The following is a 23,942-nucleotide window of genomic DNA, read 5'->3' on the forward strand; positions in this document are numbered from 1 at the left end:
ACTGGGATGTTCGGTCCCGCCCGAAAAGCCCGCCGATCGACCCGAAAGGGGGTATGTCGCCTTGCCCGGGTGCCGGGAGGGGTGCGGTGGCGCGGGCCGGTGCCCGGTGGGCCGGCCCGCGTCACGGCACCGGTGTCACGCCTTCCGCAGCCGCAGCGCCCGTGCCAGGTCGTCGAGTTGGTCGACGAGCTTGCGGCGCAGGGCGGGGGTGGGGTCGGCGTCGCGCAGGCATTCCTCGCCCAGGCGCAGGGTGTCGGGGTCGACGGCGTGGGCGGGGAAGGCGTACTGGCCGGCGGCCTCGGCGATGGCGGGGCCGCGGCGGGCGGCGAGGGCGACCGCGTCCTGGTAGAAGCGCGGCACGTACGGCCGTACCAGGTCGGCCTGTTCGGGCTGCCAGAAGCCCTGGGCGGTGGCGGTGAAGAGGTAGTTGGACAGGTCGTCGCGGGTGAACATCGCCTGCCAGGCCGCCGCCTTGGCGTCGGCGTCGGGCAGGGCGGCCCGGCAGCGGGCGGCGCCCTCCTGTCCGGTGGCGCTCGGGTCGTTCTCCAGCTCGGCGGCGATGGCGGCCTCGTCGACGGCGCCGAGGACGGCGAGGCGGGTGAGGATGCGCCAGCGCAGTTCGGGGTCGAGTTCGGGGCCGCCGGGCACGGTGCCCTCGGCGAGCCAGGCGGCGATGGCGTGGGGGTGGGCGGCGGCGTCGATGAAGTGGCGTACGGCGATCAGGCGCAGTCCGGGGTGGTCGCCGTCCTCGGTGCGGCGGATGAGGTCGCGGCACAGGTCGGTGAGGGTGGCCAGGGCGGCGGGCCGCTGGTCGGGGCGGGCGTAGCGGTCGGCGATCCGGGTGGCGGCGAAGGAGAGGACGCCCTGGACGACGGCGAGGTCGGTCTCGTGCGGCAGGTGGGCGCGGGCGGTCTCCAGGTAGGCGGTGGGCGGCAGTTCGCCGTCGCGGACGGCGTCGCGCAGGGCGTTCCAGACGACGGCGCGGGTGAGCGGGTCGGGCAGGCCGGAGAGGGCGGCGCGGACGGTCCTGAAGGAGGTGTCGTCGAAGCGGATCTTGGCGTAGGTGAGGTCGCCGTCGTTGAGGACGACGAGTGCGGGGCGGGGGCCGGCGGCGCCGAGGGTGGTGTCGCCGTCGGCGGGGACGTCCGTCTCCAGGCGGTCGCGCGGGGTCAGGCGGCGCGCGTCGTGCAGGTCGTGGTCGTACAGGCCGACGGTGATGCGGTGCGGGCGGGTGCGGGCGTCGTGGTTCCCGGCCGGTCCGGGCGGGGTCGCGGGGCTGCCCCGGTGCCGGACGGCGAGGTGCCAGTTCCCGTCCTGGGCGCGGAGTTCGGGGACGAGGGTGTCGACGCCGGTGGTGCGCAGCCAGGCGTCGGCCCAGGCGTGGACGTCGCGGTCGGTGGCGGCGACGAGGGAGTCGATGAAGTCGGCGAGGGTGGCGTTGCCGAAGCGGTGCCGGGCGAAGTGGGTGTTGATGCCGGCGAGGAAGTCCTTCTCGCCGAGCCAGGCGACGAGCTGGCGCAGGGCGGAGGCGCCCTTGGCGTAGGAGATGCCGTCGAAGTTGAGCAGTGCGGAGGCGGTGTCGGGGACGGCCTCGGGGGCGACGGGGTGGGTGGAGGGGCGCTGGTCGGCGTCGTAGCCCCAGGACTTGCGGGTGATGCCGAAGTCGGTCCAGGTGTCGGTGAAGCGGGTGGCCTCGGCGGTGGTCTGGTAGCCCATGTACTCGGCGAAGGACTCGTTGAGCCAGATGTCGTCCCACCACTTGAGGGTGACGAGGTCGCCGAACCACATGTGGGCCATCTCGTGGGCGATGACCATGGCGCGGGTCTGCCGTTCGGTGTCGGTGACGGCGGAGCGGTAGACGAACTCGTCGCGGAAGGTGACCAGGCCGGGGTTCTCCATGGCGCCGGCGTTGAACTCGGGGACGAACGCCTGGTCGTAGGAGTCGAAGGGGTAGGGTTCGGCGAACTTCTCGTGGTAGCGGTCGAAGCAGGCGCGGGTGACGCCGAGGATCTCGTCGGCGTCCGCCTCCAGGAAGGGGGCCAGCGAGCGGCGGCAGTGGATGCCGAAGGGCAGGCCGCGGTGTTCGGTGCGCACCGAGTGCCAGGGGCCGGCGGCGACGGCGACGAGGTAGGTGGAGATCGGCGGGGTGGGGGCCGCCTTCCACACGCCGCCGGTGTGCTCGGTGACGCTGTTGGCGAGGACGGTCCAGCCTTCGGGGGCCTTGACGGTGAGGTCGAAGACGGCCTTGAGGTCGGGCTGGTCGAAGGCGGCGTAGACGCGCTGGACGTCGTCCAGGAACAGCTGGGTGTAGACGTAGGTCTCGCCGTCGGTGGGGTCGGTGAAGCGGTGCATGCCCTCGCCGGTGCGGGAGTAGCGCATGGCGGCGTCGACGCGCAGTTCGTGCTCGCCCGGGGCGAGGTTCTTCAGCGGCAGCCGGTTCCCGTCCAGGGTCCGCGGGTCGAGGGGCTGTCCGTCGAGGGTGGCGGAGCGCAGTTCGGCGGGCTTGAGCTCGACGAAGGTGTCCGTGGCGTCCTGGCCGTCGCGGACGGTGAACCGGATGGCGGTGCGGGAGTCGAAGGTCTCGTCCCCACGGGTCAGATCGAGGTCGATCGTGTAGTGGCGGACGTCGAGGAGCTGGGCACGGTTCTGCGCTTCGTCGCGCGTCAGTACGGACATGCAGCACATGCTGCCTGATGGGGTCGGCAGCGCACAGGGGCGGATCGGTACGCGGTCCATGTCCGGTCCTGCGCCCCCGGTGCCGCGTCGCGGCGGCACGCGCGGGTCGGGCGGCCGCCGGCGGCGGGGCGGGTGGCCCGCCGGGCGGATCGGCCGGGTTCCCGGACCGGCGGTCAGGCCGGCGCCGACGCCGCGGTGCCGTTGCCGGACTCCTCCGCGATGCGTTCGTGGTGGCGGATCACCTCGGCGACGATGAAGTTCAGGAACTTCTCGGCGAACGCCGGGTCCAGCTTGGCGTCCTCGGCGAGCGCGCGCAGCCGGGCGATCTGACGGGCCTCGCGGGCCGGGTCGGCGGGCGGGAGCTGGTGCCTGGCCTTGAGGTGGCCGACCTGCTGGGTGCACTTGAAACGTTCGGCGAGCATGTGGACGACGGCCGCGTCGATGTTGTCGATGCTGTCCCGCAGCCGGGCGAGCTCCGCGCGGACGGCGGGGTCGACGTCCTGGGTACCGGTGTCACTGGTGGTCATGGGCGCTCAGCCTACGGGGCGGCGGCTCCCCGCCCGCCGCCGGACGGCCCGGCCGAGGCCCGGGTCCCGGCCGGAACCGGGCCGGAACCGGGCCGGGAGAATCCTCCCGGATCCCCGTAGAGTGGGAACCGGGCACAGGCGTCCTGGGGGTTCAGGCGTGGCGGACGACGGACCGGTCGAGCACGGCTATCCGCACCTGGAGACGGTGCGGGCCGCGGTCACCGCGCTGTACCGGCGGCTGTCGTACGACACCGTCCGGACGTTCTCCACCAGCGTGGCCCCCGCCGACGTGGCGTTCTGCGACACCGACGACCTGTACCTGGGCGCGCAGCGGGTGGCCCGCGAACTGGTGCGCCACTACCGGCTCCCGGACGCCCGGCTGATCGTCGGCTTCCGTGCGATGCGGCACGCGGCGAACGTCGAACTCGCCGCGGGGCCGGAGTACTTCGTCGAGCTGAACGACCGGTTCCGCACCCATCGGCGGGACATCGGCGCGGCCCTCGCGCACGAGGTGATGCACGTGTACCTGCACCGCCTCGGCCTGTCCTTCCCCGGCGTCCGGGAGAACGAGATCCTCACCGACACGGCGGCGGCCTACCTGGGCGCGGGGTGGCTGCTGCTGGACGCCTACCGGCAGGACGGGGTGTCCTCGCAGAAGCTGGGCTACCTCACCCCGGAGGAGTTCGGCTACGTGCTGGCGAAGCGGGCGCTGCTGTTCGGGGAGGACCCGTCGGTGTGGTTCACCAGCCCGCAGGCGTACACGGCGTACGTCGAGGGCATGGCGCGGGCCCGGAACGACGAGCGGCAGCCCCCGCTGACGGCGGCCGGCTGGGCGGGCCGCCGCCGCTACGCCCGGGACCGCCGCCGCGCCCAGGAGCACCCCGCCGCGGGCCCGCGGGCGGACGCGCCGTACTCCTTCACCCCGGACGGCCACGGCCCGCTGCGGGTCTGCTTCCCCTGCCCGACCTGCCACCAGCGGATCAGGGTGCCGGTGCGGGGGCGGGTGCGGGCGCGGTGCGCGCTGTGCCGCACGGTGCTGGAGTGCGACACGTGAGACCGCGGCACGGGGGTGCCGGGGGTGCCGGGGTGCTTCAATGCGCGCATGACGGAGACGATCAGGGAGCCCTGGGGGCTCAGTGTGTTCGGGGCGGGCAGTGTGCGGGTCGAGCCCCAGCTGGTGCGGGTGCGGCTGGCGGTGGACGTGCTCAAGCCGTCGCCGGACGAGGCCTTCCGGGAGGCGGGCGCGGCGGTGGCCCGGCTGCGCGAGGCGCTGCGCCGGCACGGCATACCGGATTCGGCGGTGTCGGGTTCCCGGCTGAAGCTGAGTTCGGAGTACGACGGTTACGGCGGTGAGCGCACGTTCGCCGGTTACCGCTGCCGGGCCTCCTACGCCGTGGAGGCCGAGGCGCTGGACTATCTCCAGCAGCTGATCGTGGACGCCGTCGAGGCGGGCGCGCACCACATCGACCACGTCGAGTTCGACGTGCGGGACAAGCCGGGGCTGCGGGACGAGGCCCGGCGCCGGGCCGTGGCCGCCGCCCGCCGCAAGGCCGAGGTGTACGCGGAGGCGGCGGGCGTGCGGCTGGGCCCGGTGGTGCACATCCAGGACGTGGACGCCGAGTCGTACGAGTTCGGGCAGCGCCGCGGGCACGGCGGCGGGGGCGGCGGCTCGGCGGGCGATCTGGCGCCGGGGATGGTGGAGGTGTCGGCGGGGGTGGTGATGGGGTTCGCGCTGGGCCGCTGACGCGCCCCGCGCGGCCGGGCCGCACGGTCCCCCGGGCCCGTGCGGCCGGCGGCCGCTGCGGGACTCGTCCGGCGGACGAGTCCCGCAGCCCGGCGCCGGACACCGCGCGGATGGCGGGGGGGCGTCACGGCCGCCCCGCCTCTCCCTCCCCCCGCAGGTGTTCGTTATTTTGTTCGCCGCCGCCCCCACCGGCTCAGCACCCGTCACCGTCCCCCTTCCCGAGGAGCCGGCCGTGGATCCCGAGTCCGCCGTCCCGACCTGCCGCCGCCGTCCCGCGGTGGAGCGCCCCGTGCGCCGCCCCCGCCGCGAGCGGCACGTCCCTTCCGGCCGCGGGCGCCGGGGCCGGCGGGGGCCGGCGCGGGCGGTGCTCCGCGTGGGGCCGCTGCCGGTGCCGCCGGCGAAGGTGTCCGAACCGACCGGAGGTGTCGCCCAGTGAAACGCGTCGGTCTGCTGCTCTTCGCGGCCGTCCCCGTCGTCGCCGCGGCGGGGGTCTACGTCCTGTCCCCCGCGGACTCCCCCGAAGCGCCGGCGAAGCCTCCCGCCTCCTCCTCGCAGCTGTCCCGGGAGGAGGCCAAGGACCGGGCGGAGCAGGAGCGCGCCGAGGACGACAAGGTGATCGCCGGCCTGCCGCCGGGCCTGGCCGACCCCGCGAAGAAGGAGCTGGCCCAGCGGATCGTGTCGAGCGCCGAGACCTCCACCCTCGACTGGCGCAGCACCTACGGCTACATCGAGGACCTGGGCGACGGGCAGGGCTACACGGCGGGCATCGTCGGCTTCTGCACCGGCACCCACGACCTGCTCGCCCTGGTGGAGCGCTACACCGAGGAGCACCCCGGCAACGGCCTGGCCCGCTATCTGCCCGCCCTGCGCGCGGTCGACGGCACGGACTCCCACGAGGGCCTGGACCCCGGCTTCCCCGCGGCCTGGCGGGCCGAGGCCGAGGTGCCCGCCTTCCGCGAGGCCCAGGAGGAGGAACGCGACCGGGTCTACTTCGAGCCGGCGGTCCGTCTCGCCAAGCTCGACGGCCTGGGCACGCTCGGCCAGTTCGTCTACTACGACGCCCTGGTCTTCCACGGCCCCGACACCGACCCCGACGGCTTCTACGGCCTGCGCGAACGCGCGATGGAGCGGGCCGGCACCCCCGCGCGGGGCGGCGACGAGAAGGCCTACCTCGACGCCTTCCTCGACGTGCGCCGCGCGGCCATGAAGGCCAGGGGGCCGAACACCGACACCACCCGCGTCGACACCGCCCAGCGGCGCTGGCTGGACCAGGGGAACCTGGAGCTGCGGACGCCGCTGGAGTGGGCGGTGTACGGGGAGGCGTACCGGGTGCCGTAGCGGGGCGGGAAAAGGTGACGGCGCCTGCCCGGTCGTCCGGTCGGGGACAAGGGGGCAGGCGCCGTCGGTGTTCCGTACGCCGTTGTACGGGACGTCCGGTGCGGTCGCTCAGACCGTCAGCGCGCGGTCGGTCGGGCGGATCGGCGCCGGGAGGTCGCTGGCGCCCGTGAGGTAGCGGTCCACGCCGCGGGCCGCCGAGCGGCCCTCCGCGATCGCCCACACGATGAGCGACTGGCCGCGGCCGGCGTCGCCGGCGACGAAGACGCCCGGCACGTTGGTCTGGAAGTCGGCGTCGCGGGCGATGTTGCCGCGCGCGTCGAGCTCCAGGCCGAACTGCTCCACCAGGCCGTTGACCCGGTCGGTGCCGGTGAAGCCCATGGCGAGGGTGACCAGCTGGGCCGGGATCTTGCGCTCGGTGCCCGGCTTGGGCGTGAGCTTGCCGTCGACGAACTCGACCTCGGTCATGTGCAGCCACTGCACGTTGCCGTCCTCGTCGCCCTCGAAGTGGGTCGTGGAGACGGAGTAGATCCGCTCGCCGCCCTCCTCGTGGGCGCTGGTGACCTTGTACAGCATCGGGAAGGTCGGCCAGGGCTGGGAGACCGGGTCCCGCTCCTCGCCCGGGCGGGGCATGATCTCCAGCTGCGTCACGGAGGCCGCGCCCTGGCGGTGGGCGGTGCCCACGCAGTCCGCGCCGGTGTCGCCGCCGCCGATCACCACGACGTGCTTGCCCTCGGCCGAGATCGGGGAGGTGACGTAGTCGCCCTCCTGGACCTTGTTGGCCAGCGGCAGGTACTCCATCGCCTGGTGGATGCCCTTGAGCTCGCGGCCGGGGACCGGCAGGTCGCGCGGGGTGGTGGCGCCGACGGCGAGCACGACCGCGTCGTACCGCTTCTTCAGGTCGGTCGCCTTCAGGTCGCGGCCGATCTCGACGCCGGTGCGGAAGCGGGTGCCCTCCGCGCGCATCTGCTCGATGCGGCGGTTGATGTGCCGCTTCTCCATCTTGAACTCGGGGATGCCGTAGCGCAGCAGGCCGCCGATGCGGTCCGCGCGCTCGTACACCGCGACCGTGTGGCCCGCCCGGGTCAGCTGCTGGGCGGCGGCCAGGCCCGCCGGGCCCGAGCCGACGACGGCGACGGTCTTGCCGGACAGGCGCTCGGGGATGCGCGGGGCGACGTCCCCGGTCTCCCACGCCTTGTCGATGATGGAGACCTCGACGTTCTTGATGGTGACCGGCGGCTGGTTGATGCCGAGCACGCACGCCGACTCGCACGGCGCCGGGCACAGCCGCCCGGTGAACTCCGGGAAGTTGTTCGTCGCGTGCAGGCGCTCGGAGGCGGCGGCCCAGTCCTCGCGGTAGGCGAAGTCGTTCCACTCGGGGATCAGGTTCCCCAGCGGACAGCCGTTGTGGCAGAACGGGATGCCGCAGTCCATGCACCGGCTGGCCTGCTTGCTGATGATCGGCAGCAGCGAGCCGGGGACGTAGACCTCGTTCCAGTCCTTGACGCGCTCCTCGACGGGGCGGGTCCTGGCGACCTCGCGGCCGTGGTTCAAAAAGCCCTTCGGATCAGCCATTGATCGCCGCCTCCATCATCTTCTCGTGGGTCTCGGACTCGGAGAGACCGGCTCGCTCGGCGGCGTCCTTGGCGGCGAGCACTGCCTTGTACGTACTGGGGATGATCTTGCTGAAGCGCTCCACGGCGCTGTCCCACTCGGCGAGCAGCTTCCCGGCGACGGTCGAGCCGGTCTCCTCGTGGTGCCGGCGGACGACGTCGTGCAGCCACTGCCGGTCGGTGTCGTCGAGCGCCTCGATCGCGTCCAGGTTGCCGGCGTTGACGTTGGCGCGGTCCAGGTCGATGACGTACGCGACGCCGCCGGACATGCCGGCCGCGAAGTTGCGGCCCGTCTCGCCGAGGACCACCGCGTGGCCGCCGGTCATGTACTCGCAGCCGTGGTCGCCCACGCCCTCGGAGACGACCAGCGCGCCGGAGTTGCGGACGCAGAAGCGCTCGCCGACCCTGCCGCGCAGGAACATCTCGCCGCTGGTGGCGCCGTAGGCGAGGGTGTTGCCCGCGATGACGCTGTACTCGGCGAGGTGGTCGGCGGCCCGGTCCGGGCGGACGATGATCCGGCCGCCGGAGAGGCCCTTGCCGACGTAGTCGTTGGCGTCGCCCTCCAGGCGCAGCGTGACACCGCGCGGGACGAAGGCACCGAAGGACTGGCCGGCGGAGCCGGTGAAGGTGATGTCGATGGTGTCGTCGGGCAGGCCCGCGCCGCCGAACTTCTTCGTCACCTCGTGGCCGAGCATGGTGCCGACCGTGCGGTTGATGTTGCGGATCGCGACCCGGGCGCGCACCGGCTGGGCCTCGGTGGCGGAGTTCGCGGCCAGGGCATCGGCGGCGAGCCGGATCAGCTCGTTGTCGAGCGCCTTCTCCAGGCCGTGGTCCTGGGCGACGATCCGGTGGCGCGCCGCGCCCTCGGGCAGCTCGGGCACGTGGAACAGCGGCTCCAGGTCCAGGCCCTGCGCCTTCCAGTGGTTCACGGCGCGGGTGACGTCGAGGACCTCGGCGTGGCCGACGGCCTCCTCGATGGAGCGGAAGCCCAGCTCGGCCAGCAGCTCGCGGACCTCCTCGGCGATGAACCGGAAGAAGTTGACGACGAACTCGGCCTTGCCGGAGAACCGCTCGCGCAGCACCGGGTTCTGCGTGGCGATGCCGACCGGACAGGTGTCCAGGTGGCACACGCGCATCATGACGCAGCCGGAGACGACCAGCGGGGCGGTGGCGAAGCCGAACTCCTCGGCGCCGAGCAGCGCGGCGATGACCACGTCCCGGCCGGTCTTGAGCTGGCCGTCGGTCTGCACCACGATCCGGTCGCGCAGGCCGTTGAGCAGCAGGGTCTGCTGGGTCTCGGCCAGGCCGAGCTCCCAGGGGCCGCCGGCGTGCTTGAGCGAGGTCAGCGGGGAGGCGCCGGTGCCGCCGTCGTGGCCGGAGATGAGCACCACGTCCGCGTGCGCCTTGGACACGCCCGCGGCGACCGTGCCGACGCCGACCTCGGAGACCAGCTTGACGTGGATCCGCGCCTGGGGGTTGGCGTTCTTCAGGTCGTGGATCAGCTGGGCCAGGTCCTCGATGGAGTAGATGTCGTGGTGCGGCGGCGGCGAGATGAGGCCGACGCCGGGCGTCGAGTGCCGGGTCCTGGCCACCCACGGGTACACCTTGTGGCCGGGCAGCTGGCCGCCCTCGCCGGGCTTGGCGCCCTGGGCCATCTTGATCTGGATGTCGTCGGAGTTGACGAGGTACTCGCTCGTGACGCCGAAGCGGCCGGAGGCGACCTGCTTGATGGCGGAGCGGCGCGCCGGGTCGTACAGGCGCTCGGGGTCCTCGCCGCCCTCACCGGTGTTGGACTTGCCGCCCAGCTGGTTCATGGCGATGGCGAGGGTCTCGTGCGCCTCCTGGGAGATGGAGCCGTACGACATGGCGCCGGTGGAGAACCGCTTGACGATCTCGCTGACCGGCTCGACCTCCTCGACCGGGATGGGCTTGCGGTCGGACTTGAAGCCGAACAGGCCGCGCAGCGTCATCAGACGCTCGGACTGCTCGTTCACGCGCTCGGTGTACTTCTTGAAGATGTCGTAGCGGCCGGTGCGCGTGGAGTGCTGGAGGCGGAAGACCGTCTCCGGGTCGAACAGGTGCGGCTCGCCCTCGCGGCGCCACTGGTACTCGCCGCCGATCTCCAGCGCGCGGTGCGCCGGGGCGATGCCGGAGGCCGGGTAGGCCTTGGCGTGGCGGGCGGCGACCTCCTCGGCGATGACGTCGATGCCGACGCCGCCGATCTTGGTGGCGGTGCCGTTGAAGTACTTCTCGACGAAGGCCTCGTCCAGGCCGACGGCCTCGAAGACCTGGGCGCCGCGGTAGGAGGCGACGGTGGAGATGCCCATCTTGGACATGACCTTCAGCACGCCCTTGCCGAGCGCGTGGATCAGGTTGCGGATGGCCTTCTCGGGCTCGACGCCGGGCAGGAAGGTGCCCGCGCGGACCAGGTCCTCGACGGACTCCATCGCCAGGTACGGGTTGACGGCGGCGGCGCCGTAGCCGATGAGCAGGGCGACGTGGTGGACCTCGCGGACGTCGCCGGCCTCCACCAGCAGGCCCACCTGGGTGCGCTGCCTGGTGCGGATGAGGTGGTGGTGGACGGCCGCGGTGAGCAGCAGCGACGGGATCGGCGCGTGCTCGGCGTCCGAGTGGCGGTCGGACAGGACGATCAGGCGGGCGCCGTTGGCGATGGCGGCGTCGGCCTCGGCGCAGATCTCCTCGATGCGCGCGGCCAGCGCCTCGCCGCCGCCGTGCACCCGGTACAGGCCGGACAGGGTGGCGGCCTTGAAGCCGGGCATGTCGCCGTCGGCGTTGATGTGGATGAGCTTGGCCAGCTCGTCGTTGTCGATCACCGGGAAGGGCAGGACGACGCTGCGGCAGGAGGCCGCGGTCGGCTCCAGGAGGTTGCCCTGCGGGCCGAGGGAGGAGCGCAGGGAGGTGACCAGCTCCTCGCGGATGGCGTCCAGCGGCGGGTTGGTGACCTGCGCGAACAGCTGGGTGAAGTAGTCGAACAGCAGCCGCGGGCGCTCGCTGAGCGCGGCGATCGGCGAGTCGGTGCCCATCGAGCCGATCGGCTCGGCGCCGGTCTTGGCCATCGGCGCGAGGATGACGCGCAGCTCCTCCTCGGTGTAGCCGAAGGTCTGCTGGCGGCGGGTGACCGAGGCGTGGGTGTGCACGATGTGCTCGCGCTCGGGCAGGTCGCCCAGCTCGATCTCGCCGGCCTCCAGCCACTCCTGGTAGGGGTGCTCGGCGGCGAGCTGCGCCTTGATCTCGTCGTCCTCGATGATGCGGTGCTCGGCGGTGTCGACGAGGAACATGCGGCCCGGCTGCAGGCGGCCCTTGCGGACGACCTTGGCGGGGTCGATGTCGAGGACGCCGACCTCGGAGCCGAGGACGACGAGGCCGTCGTCGGTGACCCAGTAGCGGCCGGGGCGCAGGCCGTTGCGGTCGAGAACGGCGCCGACCTGGGTGCCGTCGGTGAAGCAGACGCAGGCGGGGCCGTCCCAGGGCTCCATCATCGTGGAGTGGTACTGGTAGAAGGCGCGCCGGGCCGGGTCCATGGAGGTGTGGTTCTCCCACGCCTCCGGGATCATCATCAGCACGGAGTGCGGCAGCGAACGCCCGCCCAGGTGCAGCAGCTCCAGCACCTCGTCGAAGGAGGCCGAGTCGGAGGCGTCCGGGGTGCACACCGGGAAGATCCGCTCGAGGTCCTTGTCGCCGAACAGGTCGGAGACGAGCTGGGACTCGCGGGCGCGCATCCAGTTGCGGTTGCCCTTGACGGTGTTGATCTCGCCGTTGTGCGCGACGAACCGGTAGGGGTGTGCGAGCGGCCACGAGGGGAAGGTGTTCGTGGAGAACCGGGAGTGCACGAGCGCGATCGCGGAGGCGAACCGGCGGTCGGACAGGTCCGGGAAGAAGGGCTCCAGCTGGCCGGTGGTCAGCATGCCCTTGTAGACGAGGGTGCGGGCCGACAGCGACGGGAAGTAGACGCCCGCCTCGCGCTCGGCGCGCTTGCGCAGCACGAAGGCCTTGCGGTCGAGGTCGAGGCCCGTCGAGGCGCCGTCGGTCACGAAGATCTGGCGGAAGACGGGCATCGTCGACCGGGCGGTGGCGCCCAGCAGGTCGGGGGCGACCGGCACCTCGCGCCAGCCGAGGACGGTCAGGCCCTCGTCCGCGGCGATGGCGTCGATCCGCGCGACGGCGTCGGCGGTGGCGTCCCCCGGCAGGAAGGCGATGCCGACCGCGTAGGCGCCGGCCTCGGGCAGGTCGAATCCGGCCACCTCGCGGAAGAAGGCGTCCGGCACCTGCGACAGGATGCCCGCGCCGTCGCCCGAGTCGGGCTCGGAGCCGGTGGCGCCCCGGTGCTCCAGGTTGCGCAGCACGGTCAGTGCCTGCTCGACCAGGGTGTGGGACGCCTCGCCGGTGAGGGTGGCGACGAAGCCGACGCCGCAGGCGTCGTGCTCGTTGCGGGGGTCGTACATACCCTGCGCAGCAGGGCGAGCATCCATGAACGACCAGTTCTGGCCGTTCGCGGAGTGCTGGGACGGCTGGCGCGGCGTACGCATCGGCTCTCCCGTCGTCGTCATGTGGCTGGTGGTGCTGCCTCCCGGGCGTGTGGGGCTCCGGGGGAACAGATGCCGAGGGACGACGCTGGCCCTCTGCGTAAGTACGAAATTTCGTGCAGGTTACATGATGGAGCGGTTCTCGGGAACCGGGATAACCCGTTCCAACATGCGGACGCCGCAGGGGTGGCGGCGAAGGTACTCGCCCGGCGGCGGAAGCGGTGGGGGCGCGAGCGGACAGATCGGTGTCCGTCGGCCCGAGGGGCGGGGGGAGCGTCGTCGCCCTCCCCGAGGGTGCGCGGCGGGCGTCGTTGCCCGCAGCGCTTACGGCTCATGCCCAGGGGTCGAGCGCTCGAAACCAGCGAGTAACGGCTACTTATGCGGCCCAACGCATAAGTTCGAGCTTCCTCATCCTACGGCGGTTCCGAACAGACTGCCCAGGGCGTACGTCACACCGGCCGCCGCGCCGCCCAGGACGAGCTGCCGCAGCCCGCTGTACCACCAGGTCCGTGCCGTCACCCGGGCCACCACCGCGCCGCACAGGAAGAGTCCGAGCAGGGCCAGCAGCACGGCCGGCCACAGGGCGCTCGCCCCCAGCAGATAGGGCAGCACGGGGATCAGGGCGCCCAGCGCGAAGGAGCCGAAGCTCGACACCGCGGCCACGGCGGGCGAGGGCAGGTCGCCGGGGTCGACGCCCAGTTCCTCGCGGGCGTGGATCTCCAGCGCCTGCTCGGGGTCGCGGGAGAGCTGCCGGGCGACCTCGCGGGCCAGCTCCGGCTCGACGCCGCGGGCCTGGTAGAGCGCGGCCAGCTCGGCCTCCTCGTCCTGGGGGTGCTTCCTCAGCTCGCGCCGCTCCACGTCCAGCTCGGCCTCGACGAGTTCGCGCTGCGAGGCGACCGAGGTGTACTCGCCGGCGGCCATGGAGAAGGCGCCGGCGGCGAGGCCGGCGAGGCCGCTCAGCACGACGGTGTGCTGGCCGGCCTGGCCGCCCGCGACACCGGTCATCAGGGCGAGGTTGGAGACCAGCCCGTCCATGGCGCCGAAGACGGCGGGGCGCAGCCAGCCGCCGTTGACGTCCCGGTGCGTGTGGTTGTCGCGGTGCGCCTCGTGCAGCGCCGCTTCCGTCTCGATGATGGCCATGCCGGTTCCCCTGAAAGCCTCTTTGGACTGATTCTATTTTTCGACAACGCCCAAAATACGCCTCCGCATTCCCTCCCGCCAGCAAGGAAAGGCTGGGCTTACCTGCACCTTTGCCTCTCCGCGCTCATCCGTGGAGGCATCCGCGCAGATGTCGACCGGGTGATGCTGAGGGCAGGGAGGCTGTCGGGCCCAGCACACCGGGGACAGTTCCGCAAAGGGCTCCGCGCCTTCGGGCGCCGGCCGAGAACATGCGGCCCTCCGAGATCCGGGCCGGATGGGGCCGCATCACGGGCTTCGTGGCCGAGCCCCCCCACGGCGTACGCGGTGATGACGGCCCTCGCCGCCCGCGAGCGCACCGGCGAGGGCCAGGTCGTCGACATGGCGATCATCGAGCCGATCCTCGCGGTGCTGGGCCCGCAGCCGCTCTGGTACGACCAGCTCGGCCACGTCCAGCCGCGCACCGGCAACCGCTCCCAGAACAACGCCCCGCGCAACACCTACCGCACCGCCGACGGCACCTGGGTCGCCGTGTCGGCCTCGGCCCGGTCGGTCGCCGAGCGGGTGCTGCGCCTGGTGGGCCGCCCGGAGCTGATCGACGAGCCCTGGTTCGCCACGGGCGCCGGCCGGGCCCGCCACGCCGACGTCCTCGACGAGGCCGTCGGCCGCTGGATCGCCCGCCACACCCGCGACGACGTGCTGGCCGTCTTCGAGAAGGCTCAGGCGGCGGTGGCCCCCGTCCAGGACGTGCGGGACGTGATGAGGGACCCGCAGTACCGGGCCCTCGGCACCATCACCACCGTCGACGACCCGGAGCTGGGCCCGCTGCGCATGCAGAACGTCCTCTTCCGCCTCTCCGCCACGCCCGGCGCGGTCCGCTGGGCGGGCCGCCCGCACGGCGCGGACACCGAGGAGGTCCTGACCGAGCTGGGCCTGGCCCCGGCCGAGCTGGCCGCGCTGCGCGAGGAGGGCGCCCTGTGACCCCGCTGACCTGGCTGTACGCCCCCGGCGACCGGCCGGAGAGGGTCGCCGAGGCGCTGGTCGCCGGCGCCGACGTCGTGGTGGTCGACCTGGAGGACGCGGTCGCCCCGGACCGCAAGGAGTACGCCCGCGCGGCCACCGCCGAGCTGCTGGGCGAGCCGCAGCCGGTCCCGGTCCACGTCCGCGTCAACGCCCCGGGCAGCCCGCCGGCGGCGGCGGACCTGGCGGCGCTGGCCGCGCTGCCGGGCGTGTCGGGGCTGCGCCTGCCGAAGGTGGCCGCGCCCCGCCAGGTCGTGCGGGTCGCCCGGCGCACCGCCCGCGCCGGGACGCCCCTGTACGCCCTCCTCGAAACGGCCCTGGCCGTCGAACACGCGCACGCGATCGCCACCGCCCACCCCGCCCTGCGCGGCATCGCCCTGGGCGAGACGGACCTGCGGGCCGACCTGGGCGTACGCGACGACCGGGGCCTGGACTGGTCCCGCTGCCGGGTGGTCGTGGCCGCGCGGGCGGCGGGCCTGCCCCCGCCGCCGCAGTCCGTCCACCCCGACGTCCGCGACCTGGAGGGCCTGGCGGCGTCCTGCGCGCACGGCCGCGCCCTCGGCTTCCTCGGCCGCGCCGCCCTCCACCCCCGCCAGCTCCCGGTCATCGAACGGGCCCACCTCCCCACCCGGCGGGAGCTGGAGGAGGCGGAGACCGTCATCGGGGCGGCCGCGGCCGCCCCGGGCGCCCAGGCCCTGCCGGACGGCCGCTTCGTCGACACCGCGGTGGTGGCGGCGGCCCGCCGCACCCTGTCCCTGGCGCGCCGCCCCTGACGCGGCCCGCTCCCGCACACGACGCGAGGGCGCCCGGGCAGAACCCGGGCGCCCTCGTCGGCGTACGGCCGGCCGTCAGGCCTTCTTCGCGGAGTCGGCCCCGTCCGCGACGGTTTCCCCGTCGGCTTTCCCGGCCCCGGCCTCGGCTTCCCCGGCGCCCTTCCCGGCGCCTTCCCCGGTCCCGCTCCCGGCTTCCCCGGCGCCCTTACCGGTCCCGCCCTCGGCTTCCCCGGTGCTCGCCGCGTCCTCGTCGGCCGCGTCGTCCAAGGCGCCCGGTTCCACCACCGCCTCCCGGCCCGGCCGCTTCCTCGCCGACACCACGAGGTACGCCACCGCCAGCAGGAACACGATCAGCGCGGTCCAGTTGTTCAGCCGCAGCCCGAGGATGTGGTGGGCGTCGTCGACCCGCATGTACTCGATCCAGAAGCGGCCCGCGCAGTAGGCGGCGACGTACAGCGCGAACGCCCGGCCGTGGCCCAGCCGGAAGCGGCGGTCCGCCCAGATGACCAGCAGCGCGACGCCGGCGCACCACAGCGACTCGTACAGGAACGTCGGGTGGTACGTGCCCGGCACCCGGCCGCCCGCCGACGAGGTGATCTCCAGCGCCCACGGCAGATCGGTGCGCCGCCCGTACAGCTCCTGGTTGAACCAGTTGCCCCAGCGTCCGATGGCCTGGGCGAAGGCGATGCCCGGCGCGACGGCGTCGGCGTACGCGGGCATCGGGATGCCCCGGCGCCGGCACCCGATCCACGCGCCCAGCGCGCCGAGCGCGATCGCGCCCCAGATGCCGAGGCCGCCCTCCCAGATCTTGAAGGCGTCCACCCAGTCACGGCCCTCGCCGAAGTACAGCTCGTAGTCCGTGATCACGTGGTAGAGCCGGCCGCCGACCAGGCCGAAGGGCACGGCCCAGACCGCGATGTCGGCCACCGTGCCGGCCCGCCCGCCGCGGGCGATCCAGCGCCTGTTGCCGAGCCAGACGGCGACGAAGACGCCGATGATGATGCAGAGGGCGTAGCCGCGCAGCGGAACGGGGCCGAGGTACAGCACCCCGTGCGACGGGCTGGGAATGTAGGCAAGTCTCATGGCAGGGTCGACGCTACCGTGCCGGGCGGGACCCGCGGCGGGCAGCCCGGCTACGGGTCCATAACGGGCGGGCGGAAACGCCCGGGTGGCGGCTCATCCCTTCGCGGCCTCCTGCACCGTCTTCTTCAGCTTCGCCGGTGTCATCGTCCGGTCCTGGTAGATGTTCCTGCCGTCGAGCAGCACGGTCGGCGTGCCGCCGAAACCGCCCCGGTGGAAGGCGTCGTTGGACTTGTCGACCCAGCTGTCGTGCGTGCCGTCCTCGACGCACTCGCGGAAGGCGGCCGTGTCCAGGCCGTCCACCTTGCCGGCCAGCTCGATCAGCTTGCCGCTCTCGGCGAAGGCGTCGTCGGTCTCCGGCGGCTGGTTGTCGTAGAGCACGTCGTGGTACGGGGTGAACTTCCCGGCGTCCTGGGCGCAGGCGGCGGCGTTGGCCGCGCTGCGGGAGCCGGTGCCGCCCATGCCGCCGTCGATGATCGTCGCCAGGCGGTACTCCACCTTGAGCTGCCCGGCGTCCGTCAGCTCGTGGATCGTCGAGCGGTACGCCTGCTCGAAGGCCTTGCAGGCCGGGCAGCGGAAGTCCTCCCAGATGGTGAGCGTCGACCTGGCGCTCTCCTTGCCGACCGGGATCACGAGGCTGTCCTTGCCCAGCGCCCCCGAGGGCGCGACGACCGGGCCCGCCGCCTCCTCCCGGTCGTCCCTGCCCGCGTTCGCGGCGACCACGCCGATCACCGCCGCGAGCCCGAGGACGCAGACCACGCTCGCGCCCACGACGAGCGCACGCCGTCGCTTGTCGGCCGCCTTCTGCTTCTCGCGTTCGACCGCCAGCCGCTCCCGGGCGGTGCGCTTTCCCTCACGGTTCTTCTCGCTCACACCCCGCAGAACGAACCGGGGAGGCGCACCGCGCCTCCCCGGTTCCAGGTCCACCCGTACGAGGGACCCGGCGGACGGACGGTCACGCCTGTCCGCGTACGCCCTTCGCGAGCTCGCCCGCGAGCGCGCGGACGGCCTCGACGCCGGCCGCGTGGTCCGGCGCGTCCAGCATCCGCTTGACGAACGCGGAGCCGACGATCACTCCGTCGGCGAAGCCGGCGACCTCGGCGGCCTGGGCGGGGGTGGACACGCCCAGCCCGACGCAGACCGGCAGGCCGGTGCCGGTGGCCCGGGTGCGTTCCACCAGGTCCCGGGCCTGGGAGCCGACCGTCTCGCGGGTGCCGGTGACGCCCATGAGGGAGGCGGCGTAGACGAAGCCGCTGCCCGCCGCGGTGATCTCGGCGAGCCGTTCGTCCCTGCTGCTGGGGGCCACGACGAAGACGGTCGCCAGACCGTGCTTGTCCGCGTGCTCACGCCACAGCGCCGATTCCTGCACCGGCAGGTCGGGCAGGATGCACCCGGCGCCGCCCGCCTCGGCGAGCTCGGCGGTGAACCGCTCGACGCCGTAGCGGTCGATGGGGTTCCAGTACGTCATGACGAGGACCGGCTTGCCGGTCGCCGCGTACGCCTCCCGGACCGTCCGCATGACGTCCGCGATCCGCACGCCGCCGCGCAGGGCGATGTCGTCGGCGGTCTGGATGACGGGGCCGTCGAGGACGGGGTCGCTGTGCGGCAGCCCGACCTCCACGACGTCGGCGCCGCCGTCGAGGACGGCCCGGACCGCCTCGATGCCGCCGTCCACGGTCGGGAAGCCGGCCGGGAGGTAGGCGATGAGCGCGGACCGGCCCTCGGCCCTGGCCCCGGCGAGGGTGTCGGCCAGTCCCTGGATGTTCCCGCTCACTTGGCGTCCCCCTCGATCTCGGCGGCGTCGGTGTCCTGGTCGGCGGCGACCTCGGCGTCGGTGTCGTACAGGCCGAAGTAGCGGGCGGCGGTGTCCATGTCCTTGTCGCCGCGGCCGGACAGGTTGACCACGATCAGCCCGTCGGGGCCCAGCTCCCGGCCGACCTCCAGGGCGCCGGCGAGCGCGTGGGCGCTCTCGATGGCCGGGATGATGCCCTCGGTCCGCGACAGCAGGCGCAGCGCCTGCATGGCGGCGTCGTCGGTGACCGCGCGGTACTCGGCGCGGCCGGAGTCCTTGAGGTAGGAGTGCTCGGGGCCGATGCCCGGGTAGTCGAGCCCCGCCGAGATCGAGTAGGGCTCGGTGATCTGGCCCTCGTCGTCCTGGAGGACGTACGAGCGGGAGCCGTGCAGGATGCCGGGGTCGCCCGCGGTGAGGGTCGCCGCGTGCTCGCCGGTCTCGATGCCGTGTCCGGCAGGCTCGCAGCCGATCAGGCGGACGTCCGGGTCGGGGATGAAGGCGTGGAAGAGGCCGATGGCGTTGGAGCCGCCGCCGACGCAGGCGACGGCGGCGTCGGGCAGGCGCCCGGCCCGCTCCAGGAGCTGGCGGCGGGCCTCGACGCCGATGACGCGGTGGAAGTCGCGGACCATGGCGGGGAAGGGGTGGGGGCCCGCGACGGTGCCGAACAGGTAGTGGGTGTGGTCGACGTTGGCGACCCAGTCGCGGAACGCCTCGTTGATGGCGTCCTTCAGGGTGCGGCTGCCGGACTTCACGGCGATGACCTCGGCGCCGAGCATGCGCATCCGGGCCACGTTGAGGGCCTGGCGCCGGGTGTCGACCTCGCCCATGTAGATGGTGCAGTCGAGGCCGAACAGCGCGCAGGCGGTGGCGGTGGCGACGCCGTGCTGGCCGGCGCCGGTCTCGGCGATCACGCGGGTCTTGCCCATGCGCTTGGTGAGCAGGGCCTGGCCGAGCACGTTGTTGATCTTGTGGGAGCCGGTGTGGTTGAGGTCCTCCCGCTTGAGGAAGACCCGGGCGCCGCCGGCGTGCTCGGCGAACCGGGGCACCTCGGTCAGGGCGCTGGGCCGGCCGGTGTAGTGGGCGAGCAGGTCGTCGAGCTCGCGGGCGAACTCGGGGTCGGCCTTCGCCTTCTCGTACTCGACGGCGACCTCGTCCACGGCGGCGACGAGCGCCTCCGGGATGAACTTGCCGCCGAACGCGCCGAAGTACCCCTCGGCGCTGGGGACCCGGCCCTCGGGGTCGGGAGCGAAGAATTGACTGGGCATGCAGAAACCTCACGGTGGGTGTGGACGGACACCGGTCGCCGTGGGGGCGGGGCCCGGTCAGCCGGCCGCGGGCCGGCTGCGGCTCGTCGCGCGCACGCGGCAGGGCCGCGCGTTCCGACGCGGTCCCGCGCCCCCTAGGGGGCGCACCATCGCCGCCCGTTCACCTGCCCGGGCTCGTCACCGATGACGTACCGCACCCGCCGCCCGTGCACCCGCCGGGCCGGCGCGCGGCAACCGCGCGGCCTGCACCCGCGGGCGAGACGGGCGTACGGGTCCCGGGTCGCCGTGGTGATCGAGGAAGTCATCGCCGCCAGCCTACCGGTGGGTCAGCCCCGGCCGTGCCGCAATGCGGGATGCTCGCCCGCCGCCACCAGGTCGGAGACGGCCGTCTTCGGGTCCTTGCCGGTGACGAGGGACTCGCCGACCAGGACGGCGTCGGCGCCGGCGTTGGCGTACGCGATGAGGTCGTGCGGACCGCGGACACCGGACTCGGCGACCTTGACGATCCCCTCGGGGATCTCCGGCGCGACCCGCTCGAACGTCCCGCGGTCGACCTCCAGCGTCTTGAGGTTGCGCGCGTTCACGCCGATCACCCGCGCGCCCGCGTCCACCGCGCGGTCCACCTCCTCCTCGTCGTGCACCTCGACGAGGGGGGTGAGCCCGATGGACACCGCGCGCTCGATCAGCGACTCCAGCGCCGGCTGGTCGAGGGCGGCGACGATCAGCAGCGCGAGGTCGGCGCCGTACGCGCGGGCCTCCCACAGCTGGTACGAGGTGACGATGAAGTCCTTGCGCAGGACGGGGATGTCCACGCGCGCCCGGACGGCCTCCAGGTCCGCCAGCGAGCCGCCGAAGCGGCGCTGCTCGGTGAGGACGGAGATGACGGCCGCGCCGCCCGCCTCGTAGTCCGCGGCGAGCCCGGCCGGGTCGGCGATCGCGGCCAGCGCGCCCTTGGAGGGGCTGGAGCGCTTGACCTCGCAGATCACCTTCACCCCGTCGCCCTTCAGCGCGGCGACCCCGTCCTTGGCGGCCGGGGCCTTCGCCGCGCGCTCCTTGAGCTCGTCGAGGCTGACGCGCGCCTGCCGCTCCGCGAGGTCGGCACGGACTCCGTCGATGATCTCGTCGAGCACACTCACGCGAGCGGCCCCCCTTCCCGAGGGTTGGCTGTCGAAGCGTTCGCTTCCGCCGCCGGCCCGCCGCTTCGGACGGGTCATCGGGCGAAACCGATGGTCACTTGTGATGGTATCCGCAGGAGGGCGAAGGGTTCGCATCCGGCCGGTCAGGGATGGAGCCAGCCGCCGAACGGCAGGTTCCGGACCACGGTGAAGAGCAGCAGCAGCGCGCCCGCCGCCCACAGGTACGCCGGGGCGACGTCGATCCTCAGGGGCCGGCCGCGCGCCGCGTGGACCACCCAGACGGCCCACAGCACGGCGAAGCCCAGATAGCCGGCGACGGCCGCCGCGTTGTCCCGCAGCGCCGCCAGGAGGTCCCCGTGGACGACGGCGTGGGCGCTGCGCAGGCCGCCGCAGCCGGGGCAGTACAGCCCGGTGTACCGCAGCAACGGACAGGCGGGGTAGTGGCCGGGCTCGTGGGGGTCGACGGCGCCGACGTAGGCGAAGGCGCCGGCGACGGCCGCGAGCACCCCGGCGGGGGCGGCCAGCCGGGCCGCCACGGCCCGGGCGCGCGTGCTCCTGCGGCGGTCGGTGGTCACATCGGCATTGTGCCCCGCGCACGCGTGAGGGGCGGCCCCGGCACCACCGTGCCGGCCGCCCCTCCACGGAGTCGGCGGAGCCGTGCGCGGCCTCCGCCCGGGATCAGCCCTTGGCGGACGCGGTCTCGCGCTCCTCGGTGACCTGGTGCACCGGGTGGACGCCCTTGGGCTGGCCGAGGCCCATCATGCGCATGATGCCGCCGACGACACCCCCGAGAAGCACGACCGCCATGCTGGCCCAGAAGCCCACCGGCTGGGCCATCACGATGAACGCGCCCGCGGCGCAGAAACCGATGAAGGCGATGATGACACCGGTCCAGGCGGCCGGGGTGTGACCGTGGCTGCTGCCCGCCATTGCTTGCTCCTCGTTGCTGTGATGCGTGTCCGAGCTGGACGCTCGGGCTCATTGTCCCGCACGCGTGCGGGTGCGGTGAGCGGGGGTGCTCCCTGCGGGAGCGCACGGGGCCGGGTGCCCCGCGCGGCCGCGGGCGAACGGGGGTTCCGGGCGCGCGTGCGGCCGGTTCCCGGCGCGGTCGCCGGCGGGGTCAGGGCCCGGTCGGGTCCTCGCCCCGGTCCAGGGCCTTCCACAGGTCCTCGGGGCGGTCGGGGTCGGTCGCGGGGGCCGTGCGGCGGGGCCGGGGGGTGCTGTCGCGCTCGTAACGGCCGGACATCGCGGGCCACCGGCGGCCGTGGCGCAGGGCGAGCAGCCCGGCCAGCAGGATCAGGACGCCGCCCGCGGCGGCCACGTACGGCCAGGCGGTGTGGCTGAGGGCGTGCACGGTGGCGGAGGTGTCGCCGGCGGCCTGTGCGGCCTTCTCGTCCAGCGCGGAGCCGTCGGAGGCGCCGAGCAGCGCGGCGACGACGGTGCCGGCGCCGCACAGCGCGAGCAGCGCGGCGACCACCACCCGGCCGGTCCGGCGGACGGCGAAGACGGCGACGAGCGCGGCGAGGCCCACTACGGCGAGCGCCGCGGGGACGCCCGTGACGTCGCTGCCCCTGGCGGTGAGGGGGAAGGAGCCGCCGGCCACCGCCGCGGTCCCTTCCGACCAGCGCTGCCGGGTGGCGAGCAGGGCCACGGCCGCGCCCAGCGCGCCGCACAGCAGCGCGAGGGCGAGGCTGCGGCGGCCGCCCCGGGCGGGGCCGGCGGCTTCGGAACGGGGGTGAGATACGGCAGTCACGTACTCCACTATCGCCCGGACGCCGGGCCGACCCTCAGCCGGGGTTGCCCAGGCGGTTCGCCGTGTGCACGGCCCGCAGCACCGCCGCCGCCTTGTTGCGGCACTCGGTGTCCTCGGCGACCGGGTCGGAGTCGGCGACGATCCCGGCGCCGGCCTGCACGTACGCGGTGCCGTCCCGCAGCAGCGCGGTGCGGATCGCGATCGCGGTGTCGGAGTCGCCCGCGAAGTCGAGGTAGCCGACGCAGCCGCCGTACAGGCCCCGCCGGGACGGCTCCAGCTCGTCGATGATCTGCATCGCGCGCGGCTTGGGCGCGCCGGAGAGCGTCCCGGCCGGGAAGCACGCGGTGAGCACGTCGAAGGCCGTGCGGCCCGGCGCCACGCGTCCGGTGACGGTGGAGACGATGTGCATGACGTGCGAGTACCGCTCGACGGACATGAACTCGACGACCTCCACCGAGCCGGGTTCGCACACCCGGCCGAGGTCGTTGCGGCCCAGGTCGACGAGCATGAGGTGCTCGGCGCGCTCCTTGGGGTCGGCGAGCAGTTCCTCGGCGAGGGCCTGGTCCTCCTGCGGGGTGGCGCCGCGGTGCCGGGTGCCGGCGATGGGGTGCAGCACGGCCTGCCCGTCCGCCACCTTGACCAGCGCCTCGGGGGAGGACCCGACGATGTCGAAGCCGTCGAGGCGGAGCAGGTACATGTACGGGGACGGGTTGGTCGCCCTCAGGACCCGGTAGACGTCCAGCGCGCTCGCGGTGCACGGCGTCTCGAACCGCTGCGACGGCACGACCTGGAAGGCCTCCCCGGCGCGGATGCGCTCCTTGACGTCCTCCACGGCCTCCTGGAAGTCGGGGCCGCCCCAGCGGGCCGTGTACTCGGGGAGCGCGGAGGGCGGCAGGACGGCCGGGGGCTGGGCGACCGCGCGGGAGAGGTCCGCCTCCATGGCGTCGAGGCGGGCGACCGCGTCCAGGTAGGCCTCGTCGACGCCGGTGTCGAGGTCGTTGTGGTTGATCGCGTTGGCGATCAGCAGGACCGAGCCCTCCCAGTGGTCCATGACGGCCAGGTCGCTGGTGAGCAGCATGGTCAGCTCGGGCACGCTGGTCGGGTCACCGCCGTCGCGCTCGCCGGGGCCGATCTTCTCCAGGCGGCGCACGATGTCGTAGCCGAGGTAGCCGACCATGCCGCCGGTGAAGGGCGGCAGGCCCAGGTCGTCGGCGAGGTCGCGGGGGGTGTGCAGGAGGTCGAGGGTGGCGCGCAGGGCGGCCAGCGGGTCGCCGTCGGTGGGCACGCCGACGGGCGGGGTGCCGAGCCAGTGGGCCCGGCCGTCGCGCTCGGTGAGCGTGGCGGCGCTGCGGACCCCGACGAAGGAGTAGCGGGACCAGGAGCGTCCGTTCTCGGCGGACTCCAGCAGGAAGGTGCCGGGGCGCTCGGCGGCGAGCTTGCGGTAGAGCGCGACCGGGGTGTCGCCGTCGGCGAGGAGCTTGCGCGTCACCGGGACGACCCGCCGGTCGGCGGCCAGCTTGCGGAAGGTTTCGAGGTCCATGCCGGCC

19 protein-coding genes and 1 pseudogene are annotated in these 23,942 nt (G+C 73.7%); 5 read left to right on the forward strand and 15 right to left on the reverse strand.

The features are described 5' to 3' along the window. Nucleotides 1-135: 135 nt before the first annotated feature. Nucleotides 136-2,685 (reverse strand): aminopeptidase N, encoded by a 2,550-nt coding sequence (gene pepN, locus ABD363_RS07855; RefSeq protein WP_344601156.1) that lies wholly within the window; start codon nucleotides 2,683-2,685, stop codon nucleotides 136-138. A gap of 164 nt (nucleotides 2,686-2,849) precedes the next feature. Further along, nucleotides 2,850-3,203 carry a chorismate mutase gene (locus tag ABD363_RS07860; RefSeq protein WP_344601029.1) on the reverse strand — a complete coding sequence of 118 codons (354 nt, stop codon included), beginning with the start codon at nucleotides 3,201-3,203 and terminating at the stop codon, nucleotides 2,850-2,852. A 157-nt stretch (nucleotides 3,204-3,360) separates the two neighbouring features. On the opposite strand from ABD363_RS07860, the gene ABD363_RS07865 reads away from it, so the two are divergent. The 3 genes from ABD363_RS07865 (at nucleotide 3,361) to ABD363_RS07875 (ending at nucleotide 6,285) form a co-directional block, all read left to right on the forward strand. Then, complete coding sequence (locus ABD363_RS07865; RefSeq protein ID WP_344601031.1) at nucleotides 3,361-4,257, forward strand: hypothetical protein; 897 nt, start codon at nucleotides 3,361-3,363, stop codon at nucleotides 4,255-4,257. A gap of 48 nt (nucleotides 4,258-4,305) precedes the next feature. Then, complete coding sequence (locus ABD363_RS07870) at nucleotides 4,306-4,947, forward strand: SIMPL domain-containing protein (protein WP_344601033.1); 642 nt, start codon at nucleotides 4,306-4,308, stop codon at nucleotides 4,945-4,947. A 432-nt stretch (nucleotides 4,948-5,379) separates the two neighbouring features. Beyond that, nucleotides 5,380-6,285: a chitosanase gene (locus tag ABD363_RS07875; protein ID WP_344601035.1), complete on the forward strand. Its 906-nt coding sequence runs from the start codon at nucleotides 5,380-5,382 to the stop codon at nucleotides 6,283-6,285. 108 nt (nucleotides 6,286-6,393) lie between these two features. On the opposite strand, the gene ABD363_RS07880 is transcribed toward ABD363_RS07875, so the two are convergent. The 3 genes from ABD363_RS07880 to ABD363_RS07890 form a co-directional block, all read right to left on the reverse strand. Further along, nucleotides 6,394-7,857: a glutamate synthase subunit beta gene (locus ABD363_RS07880; protein WP_344601037.1), complete on the reverse strand. Its 1,464-nt coding sequence runs from the start codon at nucleotides 7,855-7,857 to the stop codon at nucleotides 6,394-6,396. Further along, nucleotides 7,850-12,442, reverse strand: coding sequence for a glutamate synthase large subunit (gltB, locus tag ABD363_RS07885; RefSeq protein WP_344601158.1), 4,593 nt, complete (start codon nucleotides 12,440-12,442; stop codon nucleotides 7,850-7,852). Before gltB ends, ABD363_RS07880 begins: the two co-directional genes overlap by 8 nt. A gap of 405 nt (nucleotides 12,443-12,847) precedes the next feature. Beyond that, nucleotides 12,848-13,579, reverse strand: coding sequence for a VIT1/CCC1 transporter family protein (locus ABD363_RS07890; protein WP_344601039.1), 732 nt, complete (start codon nucleotides 13,577-13,579; stop codon nucleotides 12,848-12,850). Between the two features lie 309 nt (nucleotides 13,580-13,888). On the opposite strand from ABD363_RS07890, the pseudogene ABD363_RS07895 reads away from it, so the two are divergent. Together ABD363_RS07895 and ABD363_RS07900 are read left to right on the forward strand one after the other, a co-directional pair. Beyond that, nucleotides 13,889-14,557: pseudogene (locus tag ABD363_RS07895) on the forward strand (CaiB/BaiF CoA transferase family protein); the annotation flags it as partial. Beyond that, entirely contained in the window at nucleotides 14,554-15,369 is an 816-nt protein-coding gene (locus ABD363_RS07900) for an HpcH/HpaI aldolase/citrate lyase family protein (RefSeq protein ID WP_344601041.1), read from the forward strand. The pseudogene ABD363_RS07895 and the gene ABD363_RS07900, both read left to right, overlap by 4 nt. A 75-nt stretch (nucleotides 15,370-15,444) precedes the next feature. Here ABD363_RS07900 and lgt read toward each other — a convergent pair whose 3' ends face one another. The 10 genes from lgt to ABD363_RS07945 all read right to left on the reverse strand — a co-directional run bounded on the left by lgt (nucleotide 15,445) and on the right by ABD363_RS07945 (nucleotide 23,935). Further along, nucleotides 15,445-16,452, reverse strand: coding sequence for a prolipoprotein diacylglyceryl transferase (gene lgt / locus ABD363_RS07905; protein ID WP_344601043.1), 1,008 nt, complete (start codon nucleotides 16,450-16,452; stop codon nucleotides 15,445-15,447). Nucleotides 16,453-16,545: 93 nt separating this feature from the next. After that, entirely contained in the window at nucleotides 16,546-17,322 is a 777-nt protein-coding gene (locus ABD363_RS07910; RefSeq protein ID WP_344601045.1) for a DsbA family protein, read from the reverse strand. Nucleotides 17,323-17,404: 82 nt separating this feature from the next. After that, on the reverse strand, nucleotides 17,405-18,223 hold the full coding sequence (gene trpA, locus ABD363_RS07915) for a tryptophan synthase subunit alpha (RefSeq protein ID WP_344601047.1): 819 nt from the start codon (nucleotides 18,221-18,223) through the stop codon (nucleotides 17,405-17,407). Continuing rightward, a complete protein-coding gene (trpB, locus tag ABD363_RS07920) occupies nucleotides 18,220-19,506 on the reverse strand; it encodes a tryptophan synthase subunit beta (protein ID WP_344601049.1) in 1,287 nt (428 codons plus the stop codon). The genes trpA and trpB overlap by 4 nt, the downstream gene beginning before the upstream one ends. Before the next feature lie 134 nt (nucleotides 19,507-19,640). Beyond that, nucleotides 19,641-19,811 (reverse strand): tryptophan biosynthesis modulator TrpM, encoded by a 171-nt coding sequence (gene trpM, locus ABD363_RS32590; protein WP_399032493.1) that lies wholly within the window; start codon nucleotides 19,809-19,811, stop codon nucleotides 19,641-19,643. A 21-nt stretch (nucleotides 19,812-19,832) separates the two neighbouring features. Continuing rightward, entirely contained in the window at nucleotides 19,833-20,642 is an 810-nt protein-coding gene (gene trpC / locus ABD363_RS07925) for an indole-3-glycerol phosphate synthase TrpC (protein ID WP_344601051.1), read from the reverse strand. A 143-nt stretch (nucleotides 20,643-20,785) separates the two neighbouring features. Further along, on the reverse strand, nucleotides 20,786-21,217 hold the full coding sequence (locus ABD363_RS07930) for a DUF2752 domain-containing protein (protein WP_344601053.1): 432 nt from the start codon (nucleotides 21,215-21,217) through the stop codon (nucleotides 20,786-20,788). Nucleotides 21,218-21,320: 103 nt separating this feature from the next. Next, on the reverse strand, nucleotides 21,321-21,572 hold the full coding sequence (locus tag ABD363_RS07935; RefSeq protein ID WP_344601055.1) for an HGxxPAAW family protein: 252 nt from the start codon (nucleotides 21,570-21,572) through the stop codon (nucleotides 21,321-21,323). A 190-nt stretch (nucleotides 21,573-21,762) separates the two neighbouring features. Further along, nucleotides 21,763-22,404 carry a TIGR02234 family membrane protein gene (locus ABD363_RS07940; RefSeq protein WP_344601057.1) on the reverse strand — a complete coding sequence of 214 codons (642 nt, stop codon included), beginning with the start codon at nucleotides 22,402-22,404 and terminating at the stop codon, nucleotides 21,763-21,765. Between the two features lie 25 nt (nucleotides 22,405-22,429). Then, a complete protein-coding gene (locus ABD363_RS07945; protein ID WP_344601059.1) occupies nucleotides 22,430-23,935 on the reverse strand; it encodes an anthranilate synthase component I in 1,506 nt (501 codons plus the stop codon). Nucleotides 23,936-23,942: the final 7 nt, after the last annotated feature.

The organism is Streptomyces glaucus (assembly GCF_039533365.1).
GTDB classification, from domain to species: Bacteria; Actinomycetota; Actinomycetes; order Streptomycetales; family Streptomycetaceae; genus Streptomyces; species Streptomyces glaucus.